12 protein-coding genes are annotated in these 13,834 nt (G+C 57.6%); 4 read left to right on the forward strand and 8 right to left on the reverse strand.

Annotation, left to right across the window (positions count from 1 at the left end; all coding sequences use genetic code 11):
- Positions 1 to 17 precede the first annotated feature (17 nt).
- On the reverse strand, positions 18 to 653 hold the full coding sequence (locus JO965_RS28880) for a LysE family translocator (RefSeq protein WP_203444373.1): 636 nt from the start codon (positions 651 to 653) through the stop codon (positions 18 to 20).
- Entirely contained in the window at positions 650 to 1,282 is a 633-nt protein-coding gene (locus JO965_RS28885) for an FMN-binding negative transcriptional regulator (protein ID WP_203444374.1), read from the reverse strand. The genes JO965_RS28880 and JO965_RS28885 overlap by 4 nt, the downstream gene beginning before the upstream one ends.
- Positions 1,283 to 1,378: 96 nt before the next feature.
- Between JO965_RS28885 and JO965_RS28890 the strand changes: the two genes are divergently transcribed.
- From JO965_RS28890 to JO965_RS28900, 3 genes are all read left to right on the forward strand, one after another.
- Positions 1,379 to 2,869 (forward strand): PLP-dependent aminotransferase family protein, encoded by a 1,491-nt coding sequence (locus JO965_RS28890; protein WP_203445535.1) that lies wholly within the window; start codon positions 1,379 to 1,381, stop codon positions 2,867 to 2,869.
- Between the two features lie 442 nt (positions 2,870 to 3,311).
- On the forward strand, positions 3,312 to 4,265 hold the full coding sequence (locus tag JO965_RS28895) for a 3-hydroxyacyl-CoA dehydrogenase (RefSeq protein WP_203444375.1): 954 nt from the start codon (positions 3,312 to 3,314) through the stop codon (positions 4,263 to 4,265).
- A gap of 276 nt (positions 4,266 to 4,541) precedes the next feature.
- Positions 4,542 to 5,486, forward strand: a complete 945-nt coding sequence (locus JO965_RS28900; RefSeq protein WP_203444376.1) for a DMT family transporter — start codon at positions 4,542 to 4,544, stop codon at positions 5,484 to 5,486.
- A gap of 411 nt (positions 5,487 to 5,897) precedes the next feature.
- Here the strand turns inward: JO965_RS28900 and JO965_RS28905 are convergent, their stop codons facing one another.
- The 6 genes from JO965_RS28905 to JO965_RS28930 all read right to left on the reverse strand — a co-directional run bounded on the left by JO965_RS28905 (position 5,898) and on the right by JO965_RS28930 (position 12,485).
- On the reverse strand, positions 5,898 to 6,974 hold the full coding sequence (locus tag JO965_RS28905; protein WP_246777054.1) for an alpha-hydroxy acid oxidase: 1,077 nt from the start codon (positions 6,972 to 6,974) through the stop codon (positions 5,898 to 5,900).
- Positions 6,975 to 7,173: 199 nt separating this feature from the next.
- Positions 7,174 to 7,938 (reverse strand): amino acid ABC transporter ATP-binding protein, encoded by a 765-nt coding sequence (locus JO965_RS28910; protein WP_305846600.1) that lies wholly within the window; start codon positions 7,936 to 7,938, stop codon positions 7,174 to 7,176.
- On the reverse strand, positions 7,935 to 8,648 hold the full coding sequence (locus JO965_RS28915) for an amino acid ABC transporter permease (protein WP_203444378.1): 714 nt from the start codon (positions 8,646 to 8,648) through the stop codon (positions 7,935 to 7,937). Before JO965_RS28915 ends, JO965_RS28910 begins: the two co-directional genes overlap by 4 nt.
- Before the next feature lie 15 nt (positions 8,649 to 8,663).
- A complete protein-coding gene (locus tag JO965_RS28920) occupies positions 8,664 to 9,524 on the reverse strand; it encodes an ABC transporter substrate-binding protein (RefSeq protein ID WP_203444379.1) in 861 nt (286 codons plus the stop codon).
- Positions 9,525 to 9,807: 283 nt separating this feature from the next.
- Positions 9,808 to 10,995, reverse strand: a complete 1,188-nt coding sequence (locus JO965_RS28925) for a Xaa-Pro peptidase family protein (RefSeq protein ID WP_203444380.1) — start codon at positions 10,993 to 10,995, stop codon at positions 9,808 to 9,810.
- A 53-nt stretch (positions 10,996 to 11,048) separates the two neighbouring features.
- Positions 11,049 to 12,485 (reverse strand): amidase, encoded by a 1,437-nt coding sequence (locus JO965_RS28930; protein WP_203444381.1) that lies wholly within the window; start codon positions 12,483 to 12,485, stop codon positions 11,049 to 11,051.
- A gap of 310 nt (positions 12,486 to 12,795) precedes the next feature.
- Here JO965_RS28930 and JO965_RS28935 point away from each other — a divergent pair, with 310 nt between their 5' ends.
- Entirely contained in the window at positions 12,796 to 13,740 is a 945-nt protein-coding gene (locus JO965_RS28935; protein WP_203444382.1) for a LysR substrate-binding domain-containing protein, read from the forward strand.
- Positions 13,741 to 13,834 lie beyond the last annotated feature (94 nt).

Raw genomic sequence — 13,834 nt, forward strand, 5'->3', positions numbered from 1 at the left:
ACCTCAGGCGAGTTGGTTCAGGAGCGGGACAGCAGCAGGCGCAGGCCGGCGATGCCGAAGAAGGCCGCCAGGGTTCCCTCGATCCAGCGTCGCGCCCTGCCGTAGAGCTTGACCATCGGCCTGGTCGAGAACATCACCGCGTAGCCGCAGAAGATGGTGACGCTGAGGGTGGCGCAGCCGCTCAGGATGAGCGCCACCGTGGGCCCGGTCGCTCCCGGGCCGAGACCAAGGGTCATGAGGGCGATCCAGGCCAGCACCGACTTCGGGTTCGTCAGGTGGAGCAGAAGCCCGCGGCGGTAGAGCAGGGCGGACCTCAATTCCTTCTCGTGATCGGCGGACGGGGAGCCGGTGCCATCGGGTGTCAGGGCTGACCGGGCCGCCCTGACGGCAAGGTAGAGCAGATAGACACCGCCCAGGACCTTGAGGATCACCAGCACATGCGCATAGCGTGCCAGGAGCGCGGAGATGCCGGTTGCCGCCAGCACACCCCAGAACAGAGAGCCCGTGACGACACCCGCCGCGAGAACCAGGGCGGCCGTACGGCCCTGGCGCATGGCCATGCTCATGATCGCCATGTTGCTGGGGCCGGGACTGGCTGCCGCGATCACGTACGCGGTGTAGACGAGACCGATCTGGTGCAGATCCGTAGTCATGGCATCCCCACCGGAATGAGTTTCACGACGTCACGGTCCAAGGGCCGTTCGCTCTCGGCCAGGCCGGCGGCAACGCCATGGCGATCGGCCTCCGAGCGGTTCTGGCTCATCTTGCGCTTGCCCTCGAGGCGCGTGATCGGCAGGCGCACCCCGACGATGCCGCGCAACTGCGAGCCGATGAAGTCGGCCGGCGCGTCGCTGACCGCCCAGGGAAAAGCCCGCGGCTCCTCGTGCAGCCGCGTCAGCCGGGTCACCACGTCGAGCAGCCGCTCGGGATCCTCGAAGAACTCGACCGGACCATAGGCATGAACCGCGACGTAGTTCCAGGTCGGCACGACCTTGCCGGTTTCCTGCTTCGTTGCATACCAAGAGGGCGTGATGTAAGCGTCCGGTCCCATGAAGATCGCCATGGCCTCGCCGATGGGAGGGGTCTTCCATTGCGGATTGGCCTTGGCGACGTGCCCGTAGAGGACGCCATGCTCTCCCTCCGTCTCGTCGAGGACGAAGGGTAGGGGCGTGGCGATCAGGCCGTGCTGGGTCGCGCTGACCAGGTTGGACAGCCGCGATGCCCGCATGGTGGCATGCAGGCTGGCGGGATCGTCGTCGCGGAAGGCGGGTGGAATGTACACGGCGGGTCTCCTTGCCTGCACAGAGGAGTGCCTGCAATCTGGCCCGCAGGGAATAGCCAGTTCGAGAGCAATTTGGTGGGCCAGTTATCCGAAGACATGACCGTCACGCGCCAGATCTGCGAGGCGATCAAGGACCAGATCCGGCGGGGCGTTCATGGACCGGGAGCCCGCTTGCCCTCGACGCGGGCGCTCGCCGCCGAATGGGGTGTGTCGCGCACCACGGTCACCGCCGCCTACGGGCAACTCATCGCCGAAGGATATCTCGAGACCCGGCAGGGCGCACGGGCAACCGTGGTGCAAGGACCGAGCCCCACTGCACCGCCGCCGCAGACCTTCCGGCCGGCAACGGCCCGCCTCTCGGCTTTCGGCCAGAGGGTGCTTGACCTTCCGGCACCGGCCCCCCGGGTCCCAGGCCGCCTCGTGGCCGACTTCCGGTACGGCGACGTGGCGGCCGCCGATTTCCCGACGCTGGCATGGAGGAAGGCCATCAATGCCGCTATCCTGCGCCGCCCGGCGCGTCTGGGCTACGGCGATCCGGCCGGGTCGTCCGAGCTGCGGGCCGCGCTTCAAGGCTATCTTTGGCGGGCCCGGGGCCTGCGCTGCGATCCCGACCAGATCGTGGTCGTGAACGGGTCGCAGCAGGGGCTCGACCTGTGCGCCCGGCTGCTGCTCGATCCGGGAGACGGGGTTCTGGTGGAGAACCCGGGCTACGGAGCGGCCCGCGAGATCTTCAGCGCTGTCGGCGCCATGCCGCTGCCGGTCGACGTGGACGGCGAGGGGATGCGGACGGAGGATCTCGGCGAGGCGCGGCTGGCCTATGTCACGCCGTCCCATCAATTTCCGCTCGGCGGCGTGATGTCGGCGACCCGCCGGCGGGAACTGCTCTCATGGGCGCGCCGGAGCGGCGCCTACGTGATCGAGGACGATTACGACAGCGAGTACCGCTACGACATCGCGCCGCTCCCGGCGTTGCAGGCGCTAGATGGGGCCGAGACCGTCCTCTATCTCGGCACCGTCTCAAAGACGCTCTCGCCGACCCTCCGCCTCGGCTACCTCGTCGTGCCGCCGGGGCTGCGGGACGCGTTGGTCAGGGCGAAACGGCTGTCGGACCGGCACTCACCCGCCCTCGAACAGGACGCGCTGGCCGATCTCATCGTGAGCGGCGCCTACGAGCGGCATGTGCGCAGCGCCCGGCGCAGGAACCGCGAGCGCCGGGCAGTGCTGCTGGCATCCCTGTCGACGAGGTTGAGGGACGACGTCACCGTTGTCGGTGCTGACGCGGGCCTGCACGTTGTCGTGTGGCTGAACTGCTTACCCAGGGAACGGGAGGACGAGCTTCTCGCCAGGGCCGCCGCCGCGGGCCTCGGTCTGTACCCAGTCAGTCCCCTCTATGATCCGGCAGTTCCTGCGAGCCATCCGGGCATCGTCGGTCTGGTGATGGGCTACGCCAGTCTCAGTGAGCGAGAGATCGAACAAGGAGTCGATCGCCTGGCAAGCGTGCTTGAGGCACTGGCCCAGCCCAATCCCTTGAAACTGGATGTTTCCAGAGAGCGTGTCCGAAGCCATGCAAGGCCCAAGCCGAGATAACGACCCGAAGGGTGTCGCCACCGGAGCAACGGGAGCCGTAAGTGAACGGACCCTGCCTCCGGTACCCCCAAGTCCGAGCCAAGGCTGCAACGCTTCGCTTCCTACCCCTTTTGACTGCACTGATGCACGATTCCTTCAACTCTGAAGACGTTTCGCTGCAATCCGTCAATAGAACCTATCAAATTGCAATTTTCAGTCCTGACAAGGCTGGTACGCTTCTTTCGACCACCGTAGGATCCTGATCTTGCCGAAAGTCGGGGCTGGCTTCTCGGCATTCAAGGCCGTCGGATCACCCTCGCAGAATGAAGCTGAGCCAAGATGAAACGGCAACCCAAACGTTGGGCCGTTGGTTCTCGTGTTGCGGAGCGGTAAGTTTGCCGTTGCTCAATAATGAGACCCAATATTCATGTACCAATCACTCTGCCTGTAAGGGAGATATCTAGTGCCCGAAAAAATTGCGATTGTCGGTTGCGGCTTGGTCGGAAGTGGGTGGGCCATCGTCTTCGCCCGTGCTGGTTGTGAAGTAATGCTTTTTGATGCGCAAGACGGCGCAGGCGCCCGCGCCAAGCAGGATATATCGCGCAGACTGGATGACCTTGCGCGTTTCCAACTGGTTCAGGATCCGTCGACCACCCTCGCGCGGATCCACTTAGGAAACAGTCTCGCCGATAGCCTTGCGGAGGCATCCTATGTGCAGGAGAGCGTGTTTGAACGCGTCGACGTCAAGCGCGCCTTGTTCGCCGAAATGGAGCCACTGATAGCCTCCGGCACGATCGTTGGGAGTTCATCGTCCGGGATTCCTGCCTCAGCCTATACTGACCATGTGGGTTTTCGCGAACGTTGTCTTGTCGCCCATCCGGTCAATCCGCCTTATCTAGCACCGATCGTAGAACTCGTCCCAGCTCCATGGACCGCAAAAGAGACCATAATCTGGACACGCAGCCTAATGGAAAAGGTTGGACAGACGCCCGTGGAAATGACACGCGAAGTCGAAGGGTTCATTTTAAACCGACTGCAAGGTGTCCTTCTGCGAGAGGCTTGGTCCCTTGTCGAGGACGGTCTTGCGACCGTAGATGACGTGGACAAGACGATTTCCGAGGGACTTGGACTGCGCTGGAGTTTCATAGGACCGTTTGAAACCATCGATCTCAACGCACCTCAGGGCGTGGCCGACTATGCTGAGCGATTAGGTTCACTATATCAGCGCATTGCAGCCTCCCGGTCTCACGATCAGCCATGGAGCCCAAACCTCATCGCACAGGTGGAGCAGCAACGCCGAAGCGTGCTACCGGCGTCCGATCTGTCCGAAAGAATGGCTTGGCGCGACCGTCGACTAATGGCCTTGGCCCGTCATAAGCGCGATATCGAACAGCAGGAACGCGGGGATCGGACATGAACGCGAAGCTCCTAACCAGCGATGCTCTGTCCGGGTATAATGACCTGCAGAATGAATGGATGATGGTGAGCATGAAACCACAGTGGAACACAGCGGAATAGTGGCCACGAACCACGCAAACCAGAAGGGCGATGCAAATGGGCGTATCAACTGTTTAACGCGTGTGATAGCTCATTCCGACCTCACTCAACCAGGATCAAATGAGTTGTCAGTCTCGTCAGATCGACCGGCGCGTCCAGCAGAGTCAGTGCTTGGCTTTCGCAAAATGAGTGAGCCATGATAAGTGAGGACAGGGAGAGGATCGGGCGGCCGCCCACTTCAAAAATCGAAACACCTCTCTCCCAGGACCGCCCGCTACACGGCATCACCTGCCTACTAGCAGCAATGGCGGTCTTCTCATGCTCAGATGCGGCATCCAAACTCATGACGGAAACTATGTCAGCCGTTGAGGTGGCTTGGCTGCGTTATTGCGTTTTCAGCATTCTGATGCTGGGAATGGTGGCGTTCGCCCACCGGAGGCATGTCTTACGCTCAAAGCGTCCGAGCCTCCAGGTCCTCCGAGGTTTGGGACTCTTGGGCTCATCAGTCTTTTTTATCGTGGGGCTAGCATACATGCCGATGGCTGAAGCCACAGCAATCTCGTTCGTGTCGCCCATGATTGTGACCGCGCTCTCAATTCCCATCTTGGGCGAGGTGGTTGGGTGGAGGCGATGGAGTGCTGTCGGCATAGGCCTCCTTGGCGTTCTCATCGTTGTTCAGCCAGGAGCAGGGGCGTTCGATCCGGCAGCGATATTCCCACTTCTGTCGGCCCTCAGCTGGGCGATTGCTATGGTAGTTACGCGGAAGATGAGCAACTCCGACAGCCCCTTAGTCTCCCTTCTTTATGCGGCATTGGTGGGGTTGCTGGTGACGTCAGTTCTCGTGCCCTTCACATGGGAAGCGCCTGGGTGGTACGAAATAAGTCTCGGGTTTGTGACGGGTGGAGCTTTTACTGTCGCACAGTGGCTCGTTGTGTTGGCTTTCCAGCAAGCGCGCGCTTCCGTGTTAGCCCCGCTTTCTTATAGTCAACTCGTTTGGTCCGGATTGTTCGGCTATGTGATCTTCAGCAACGTGCCGGATGGTTGGACCCTTTTTGGGACGGCAATCATCATGGGAAGTGGCCTCTACACTGCTCATCGCGAGCGGGCTGTCAAGATAATGCCTTCTTCTGCCCAACGGTAGGCTATCGTGCGGCCTAGACTGTCCAAAGTCGGCAGCCTGGGACCGGCCGCACTCTCAATGAAAAAGCGTTCACACGCTGGCTGCCATTGACGCGTTATCTTCCCTGATCCTGCGCTGAGCCGCTTAGAGGAAGGCTGAGCGAAGATACCACAGCGCAGCGACGTACCTAGTGAGAGGCCCGACGGCCCATACGATGTCTCCGTCTAAGCCAAGCTGCGCAACGATACGGCCTAAAGCTCTTCGGGCAGGTGCTCGCCACCGGCGTCGGGCTTATCAACGGCGCAGTTGCGAAACCTGTGTTACAAAGACTCCGTTTGTTCGGAGGAAGAGTTGAGTAGTTTGTCTCTGCTCCTAATAGATAGGCTGCCATGGTCGTCCGAGGCTGAACGGACCGCCGGCAGTTCATCTCCGTTAAGCAACCAGGTTCTTCAAGGACAAGTTCCCGAGATCACGTTCGCCACAGAGCGCCATCGTCGTGTCGAGCTCGCGCCTTATGATCTCCAGCGATTGAAGGACACCCTGCCTGCCGGCGGCACCGAGGCCATACAGATATGGTCTTCCAATAAAGGTGCCTTTTGCGCCGAGGCATAGTGCCTTCAAGACGTCTTGCCCCGATCGGATTCCGCCGTCAAGGTGCACCTCGATCCTATCGCCGACCGCGTCTACGATGCGGGGCAACATGCTGATCGATGATGGTGCTCCGTCCAACTGCCTGCCCCCGTGGTTTGAGACGACGATGGCATCCGCACCCGTGCGGACGGCCATTCGTGCATCCTCTTCGTCTAAAATACCTTTGAGAATGAGTGTGCCGTCCCAGCGCTTCTTCACCCATTCGATGTCGCTCCAGGACAGGGTTGGGTCGAGTGTGTCACTGGTCCAAGCGGCAAGCGCGTCTAAACCATTGACCCCGCGCGCGTGGCCAACGATGTTCCGAAACGTTCTTCGCCTCGTACCGAGCATCTTCAAGCACCAAATAGGGCAGCGTGCCATCTGGAGGATGTGATTTAACGTGAAGCGGGGAGGGGCCGAAAGGCCATTGCGGATATCCTTATGACGCTGTCCCATGATTTGCAGGTCCAACGTGAGCACCAGAGCGGAGCAACCTGCTGCCTTGGCGCGATCGATGAGATTTAGGGCAAAGTCGCGGTCGCGATTAATATAGAGCTGAAACCAGAACGGCTTGCGTGTCACTGACGCAACATCCTCAATGGAACAGATGCTGACAGTGGAGAGAGTAAAGGGGACGCCAAATTCCTCAGCAGCTTGGGCAGCAAGCATTTCGCCGTCAGCGTGTTGCATCCCGGCTAAGCCAGTTGGCGCCAAAGCGACTGGCATCGATACAGGCTGGCCAGCCATCTGACTTGCCAATGATCGATCCTCTATGTTGGCGAGGACGCGCTGGCGTAGCTTGATTCTGGCGAAGTCCTCTTCGTTCGCTCGATAAGTGCTTTCCGTCCAAGATCCTGAATCGGCATATTGGAAGAACATCCTGGGCACGCGCTTCTCTGCACGGCTTTTGAGGTCCGCTATCGTGAGTGGTGAATGCAATGTTTCTACTTTCCCGACGTTAGGTGCAGCGGTACATCGGATACGGGATTTGATCGACGTGAGAGCACCGCCGGGACTTACCGGCATGGTCCGAACCTGGTCTCGATGCGTCTAGCCGCTCAATCAATGATTGCAGCTATCAACGCAAGATAGTTCGAATAAACTCGCTCAACCGTTCAGTTTCAGGATAATCGAATATGCGCTCAGGCGGCCCTGATTCCAAAATCCTTCCATCTGAAAAAAAGTGGACCACATCAGCGAGCTTCCGTGCAAAACCCATTTCATGGGTCACTACAATTAATGTCATACCCGCATCCGCGAGCGATCGAATGGTCTCCAAGATGCCAGCCACCAACTCGGGGTCGAGCGCAGACGTTGGCTCGTCGAACAAGATCAGCTTTGGGTGCATAGCCAACGCGCGCGCGATTGCGACCCGCTGCTTTTGGCCTCCAGATAACTGAGCAGGGTAATAGTCGGCTTTATCCTTGAGTCCGACCTCTCCAAGTAGACGAAGCGCATCTTCGATGGCTTCGCTCCGAGCACGCCGCTGCACCCAGATCGGTCCTTCAATGACGTTCTCCAACGCGGTTCGGTGGGCAAACAAATTGAAATGTTGGAATACCATCGGCATGTCGCTGCGTGCCGAACGCAGGAGTTTATCAGGTGCCGTGAAATGCCCTCCCGTGCGATCCTGGCACATGGTCTGACCGTTAAAGATTATCTCCCCGGACGTGGGCCTCTCCAAGAAATTTACGCAACGCACCAACGTCGATTTGCCGCCGCCACTGGGACCAATCAGAAAGATCACCTGGCCAGCTTGTACTGTCAGATCAATACCCTTCAACACCTCCAAGCTGCCGAACGATTTGTGGAGATTTCGAATTTGTAACAAGGGGGTGCTCACGCAGTCACCTCGCGGGCTTTAGCCAGTTTCGGAGTGTCTGCTTTTCGTCGCAGGTATTTTGGCGTTAGTGCTTGTTCAATCCGAAGCACAGCTCGTGAAGCAGCGAAGCTCAGAACGAAGTAGATCATCGCTACCATCAGATAAACTTCCATGGTCCGGAATGTGTTCGAAATGACGATTGTCCCATGGCGCAGCAGCTCGTTCACAGCAATGAAGGATACCAACGATGAATCCTTCAGAAGAGAAACGAAGTACCCGCCGACAGTAGGGACGGCGATGCGAAGGGCCTGAGGAAGGATGACACGCCTATAGACAAGCGCTCGAGACATCCCGATGGACTCACCCGCTTCTCTTTGCCCGGGGTCAATCGAAAGGATGGTGGAACGAAAGACCTCCGAAAGATAAGCGCCAAGATTAAGGCTTAGCCCGAGAACGCCAGCCCAAAACGCAGGCAGAGATATGCCAACCGAAGGCAACGAGAAGTATATCACGAGTAGTTGTACGATCAGAGGTACGTCACGCCAGATTTCGACGTAGGCCGCCAGAAGCCAATTGAGTGGACCCTTGCTGCTTATACGGCCAATAGCAACGGCGAGCCCAAGGCAGATACCGCAAGCCATACTCGTAATGCTCAACTGGAGGGTGACGATCGCACCCTCCAGCAGAAACGGCAAATGCCGCGGTATGAGAATAAAGAAAAACTCATACATGCTGAAGTTCTCGGCTTACTTGGTGAGTTTGGCTTGATTGTCGGCCCAAACGCCATGCTTCGCGAGGATCGCCTGACGAGTGCCGTCAGCATTCATGGCGGCGATTGCTTTGTTAACCGCAGCCAGCAGGTCGGGGCATTCCTTACGGACGCCCACCGAAACCCCTCCGAGGACATACGGAGCTTTTGCCTCTGCTTCGACCCATTCCGGCTTAGCACGATAGTAAAGTGTACCGTCCAGAACGCGAAGATCACTCATCGCTTTCTGCTGCGCCTGCACCGTGGCTTGGTCCATCACAACCGCATCCACCTGCTTGTTTCTCAAAGCGACGAATGGTGCGCCGAAGTCGTTAAAGTCGCGCACTTCGCGCGCCTTGCCTTCAGTTACGAGGTTATGAGCGTTCAGCGAGTCTAGCGTACCTAGGGTGGAGCCAAGAACCTTTCCCTTTAGATCTTGGACGGTCTTGATGTCAGAAGTGTTATTCACTACCACCACATCATGCAGCAGAAAGTACGGGTCCGAAAAAGTGATGTTTGCGCCCTGTATCCGCTCCTGCGTCGCCGACATGCCAGACAAAATGACGTCCCAGCGGCCCGCTTTCAGTCCGGGGATGAGGGTGGACCACTCCGTGGTGATAAACTTTTGATTTTGCACACCGCTGCGCTTGGCGATTTCTCTAAGGATCTCCCACTCGAATCCTTCGAATGACTTATCTTCATTCTGCCAAAGGAAGGGGCGAACGCCGAGGTTGGCTGTGCCGGCAGTGAGCGTGCCGGCCTTTTGGATTTGAGCAAGGCATCCGTCAGCGGCGAGTGCCGCCGATGACGTCACTCCGATAAAAACTGATGCGATGGCGGCAAGTGACTTGATGTTCATTTGTATGTTCCTCTGGTGCGCTGTCTTCGTTTGTAGTGACGTCGAAAGACTTTACTCAGGTACGCGTTTCGCACTGGGCTTCCACAGTTCTTCCTTGACTGGAAAGTGACAGCGATGTGGCTCGCGTCCTGGCTTTACTCCCCGTCTCGTTGTACTCTTTTAGGTGAAAAGAAGTGCGTTCCGCATCCGACATGTTAACGACATGGGCTTGCGGGTTTTGACCTTTATTTCTGCTCACGACGCTGTATTTGTGCGTTTGTAGAGCGGGAACTGACGCCTAATTCTAGTGATGAATCTCAAAAACCTTGGGGTCTGTTTTGTGAAGGATCTCCGCGCCATTCTCGGTTATGAGAATGTTGTACCCAAAACTCATGGTGAGCCCATTATACTGTGCGATCGAGGGTTCCAATGAAACAACCATACCCGGCTGGAATACTTCCTCGTTACCGATCAAGATGTCAGGGCGCGCAGCGAAGGTAGGCGGGTAAGACAAACCCATGCCAAATCCAGCGCGAGCAGGGATGTAATCCGCATAGCGCCCTCTGATTTCGCGGCTAAGACGATCAACCTCTCCAATTGGAGCGCCAGGCTTGATGAGCTCGAAGGGACGCCAAAAGGACTCTTCGACAATTCCCCTGATTTTCCAGAGGTGATCCGAAGCTTTGCCGACAACGACCGTTCGGCAAAGATTGCTGTTGTAGCGATTGTAGGATCCCGTGAATTCGAAGAGCACAGGTTCTTGTGCCTGGATTACTCTGGTGGTTGGCACAGCATGAAACATTCCACTGCGGTAGCCTGACCCGATGATAAATGGAAGCGTCGGATACTCGGAGCCGGCGGCAGACATTTTCGCTTGCACGGCGCCGAGCACGACTGCTTCTGTAATACCTGGTCTCAGTGTTTCCGCGAGCGCCTCGAAGCCAAGGTCCGCAAAGCCTGCTGCCTTGCGCATGTAGGCAACCTCGGCGGACGACTTGATCGTCCGAAGCCTCAGAACGTCTTCCGTCACGTCGATGAATTCAACGTCTGGCAACGCATCGTTTAGTGCCTTGTAAACTTCCGGCTTCAGGTACCAGCCGCCCATTTCCAATCCAATCCGAGCACCCTTTGGCAGGCCATAAGTGTGGAGCATGTCGACGGCCATCCGCGTTGGGTCGTCCCCATGCTTCCAGATCACCACGTTGGAGATCCAGCATTGGACCTGGGCGAGCACCATTTCACATTTGTGCGTCAGCAAAGTCGGTTCTGCATCGCCAGACTTGAACAAGATCATCTGTTGGAAGTAGGTCCCCAGCGGGTCAAAACCTGTGAAATAGTTCATGCTTTCGGGACTTGTCCCGATGAAAAAGTGGACTCCGCGGTCTTCCAGCACATTTTCCAGCCGTGTAAGTCGCTCCTTGTACTCTACAATGTCGAATGCGTACTGTGCTCCTGCTTTGCCGGGAGCGTTAAAGCTGCTTGTGCTTTCCACTTAAAGTTCCTTTCTATACTGCGAGCGCGTCCCTATCGATGGCAGGGCGAAGGCTAAAATGCGGGAAGATGAGGGGGCACAAGCCGTCGCAAATGCGTCTCGAGAAGCCGGCAGATATTCAGAACGCGGCGATCATTGTGCCGTGCTCCAACGACTTGGAGTCCAACTGGTAGGCCGGTGGCGTCTAGCCCCGAAGGGAGAGAGGCAGCGGGCTGCTGCGTAAGATTGAATGGATAGGTGAATGGTGTCCAAGCTGCCCATTTCTTTATGGATGGGTTGGGCACAACGCGGCCCACCGGAAACGGTGGAATCGGCATCGTTGGCGTCAGCAGGAATTCATGCTCCAAGTGAAAGGCTGCCATGTGTGCTGCTAGTCGACTTCGATCCGTCTCGGCTGCCTGATACTCGGCTAATGTAATCTTTAGCCCACGTTCTGCCATTTCGCGGAAGCCTGGGTCTAGCAATTCGGCTTGTCGTTCATCGAGCGTCCGAAGAATCCGAGCCGCGCCTGCGCACCAGAGTGTCTCGATCGTGTCGATCGGGTCGCGAAATCCTGGATCTACCCTTGTCACGATTGCTCCAAGAGCGCGAGCATGCTCGACCGCCGCATCAGTCACCTGCCGGATATCGTCGGCAACGTCGACGTAACCCAGATCAGGACTATATGCGATACGACGGCCTTCGAGGTCGTCTGTCTCAGGTACTATGGCATCAGGGAAATCTGGCCCTGAGAACCCGTCCCGCGGATCTCTGCCAGCAATGACTGACATCATGAGCTCGGCGTCTGCAACGGTTCTCGTCATTGGACCGAGGTGCGAGAGTGTCGTCATGGCGCTTTCAGGCCACTGTGCGACGTAGCCAAAGGTCGGCTTGAAGCCGAATACGCCTGTAAAGCTCGCCGGGATACGTATCGACCCGCCGGCGTCACTGCCCTGATGAAGCAGACCTAGGTTAAGAGCGGCGGCCACACCGGCGCCTCCCGACGAACCGCCAGGCGTAAGTTCGTGGTCCCACGGATTCCTTGTGATGCCGAAGAGCGGACTGTCGGTGACCCCCTTCCAGCCAAATTCAGGAGAGGTTGTTTTCCCAAGAATGATAGCGCCCGCATTACGAAGCCGTGCTGTAACGGGGGCATCGACATTCCATGGCCCGTCGGGGGAGGTCGTTGCAGAGCCTCGGCGCGTCGGCATTCCGATGGTAAGGGTCAGATCCTTGATCGTCGCTGGGATACCATCGAGCGCACCCGCTGGTGTGCTCTTGAACCATCGCTCTTCGGAAAGGCGTGCGGCGTGGAGTGCGCCCTCATGGTCAACGCAGCAGAACGCGTTCAAACTCGGATTTGTCGCGTCAATCCGCTTAAGACAATCGGTCACGATCTCGATCGGGGAGATTTGGCGCCGACGTAGCCGATCCAGCGCTTCCCGAGCGGTCATGTCACCAAGGGAACTGGGCGATTGAGGAAACAATTTGTTCTCCCGAACCTGCGCCATTTCCTACTGACGCGCGAGATCAGGTTATTTGAGCGGAAATCGACCGGTCAAACGCATTGTCTTTGTGGACTTGACAAAAAATTTTTGTCATCATGCTGAGCCGTGAACGTACTATGAGTTCACTGCCTTTCTCGCCTGAACCCGGGAAGGGAGAAGTGGATGATCCACCTGAACCGCCGCAACTGCCACCGCAGTGGTTAGCCTGGGCTTTGCGGCCAAGTTCGAACAGAAGTCGGTCCGCAGCCCTGGTCAAAGCCCCGGCAAGGGATCGTACAGTGGCAAGCTCTCTAATCCGTCTGGGGTAATGTAAATGGTGAACTACCCGCCAATGCAAGCGCTCCGCGCTCTCGACTCTTTTGCAAAGACAGGCTCGATCTACAAGACGGCTGAGGAACTCAATCTCACTAGAAGCGCAGTTTCATACCAACTTCGGCAGATTGAGGAGCGTTTGAAGTTTAGGCTTTTTGACCGTGAGAACAACATGCTCGTGCTAACACCGCAGGGCTTAGCCTATGCGTTGGATGTACGCAAAGCATTAGACACTCTATCGGTTGCAGCCATAAGGAACAGCAGCCTGAGCTTACGCGGTACACTCAACATATCCTGTACGCCAGGTTTCGGGGGCGGTTGGCTTTCGGGTTGCATAGCCGGGTTCTTAGATCAGCAGCGAGATATTCAAATCAACGTTAGGACGCCGAAGACTCTTGCGGACGTCAGCGACCCTGAAACCGACCTGTTCATAAGCTACGGTGACGGTCGGTGGGAAAACATGGAAGTCATCATGCTTATGGAGGTTTGGGTGACTCCTGTTTGTAGCCCCATCCTGCTAAACAAATTCTCGCTTGCACAGCCTGCCGACCTGCGCAAAGTTCATTTGCTGGATGTGAACGATCGCCAGCACGACTGGGAGCATTGGCTTACTGCTGCTGGTGAAGGTTCGCTGCTAGCATACGCCCGAGTAAAGTTCTCAGACTGGCACTTTGCCTACTCGGCGGCACTTTATGCTCAAGGGGTGGCCTTAGGCGATATTTTCACTTGCAGTGCAGCGCTTGAGCAGGGTCTTCTCGTACAACCCTTCGAGTTGACCGTGAAGTCACAGAGCTCGTACTACCTGGTTATTCCCAAGGCTAATACAGAATCGCCGGCTGTGGTTGCATTTGTTAATTGGCTTCAGAATGAGTTGACGCGCAACAACCAGCATCTATCCGCTCCCAGCCTCCTATTCCAGCGTGGTTTGGCTCATCCTAAGAGCTGAAGGTCCGGTATGTTCACCGATCCCAATTGATACTGGTCAGAAGGCGAAAGCTTGTAGGATCGTTGAGGTGCTCACGGGACCAAGGAACGTAGGG

It is taken from the genome of Microvirga sp. VF16, from assembly GCF_016864375.1.
Taxonomy (GTDB): domain Bacteria; phylum Pseudomonadota; class Alphaproteobacteria; order Rhizobiales; family Beijerinckiaceae; genus Microvirga.

Excerpts from the sequence above, each read along its gene's own strand:
- JO965_RS28880 (WP_203444373.1), bottom strand. The coding sequence starts at position 653 with ATGACTACGGATCTGCACCAGATCGGTCTCGTCTACACCGCGTACGTG.
- JO965_RS28890 (WP_203445535.1), top strand. The coding sequence starts at position 1,379 with ATGACCGTCACGCGCCAGATCTGCGAGGCGATCAAGGACCAGATCCGG.
- JO965_RS28900 (WP_203444376.1), top strand. The coding sequence starts at position 4,542 with ATGATAAGTGAGGACAGGGAGAGGATCGGGCGGCCGCCCACTTCAAAA.
- JO965_RS28905 (WP_246777054.1), bottom strand. The coding sequence starts at position 6,974 with ATGTTCTTCCAATATGCCGATTCAGGATCTTGGACGGAAAGCACTTAT.
- JO965_RS28915 (WP_203444378.1), bottom strand. The coding sequence starts at position 8,648 with ATGTATGAGTTTTTCTTTATTCTCATACCGCGGCATTTGCCGTTTCTG.
- JO965_RS28920 (WP_203444379.1), bottom strand. The coding sequence starts at position 9,524 with ATGAACATCAAGTCACTTGCCGCCATCGCATCAGTTTTTATCGGAGTG.
- JO965_RS28930 (WP_203444381.1), bottom strand. The coding sequence starts at position 12,485 with ATGGCGCAGGTTCGGGAGAACAAATTGTTTCCTCAATCGCCCAGTTCC.
- JO965_RS28935 (WP_203444382.1), top strand. The coding sequence starts at position 12,796 with ATGGTGAACTACCCGCCAATGCAAGCGCTCCGCGCTCTCGACTCTTTT.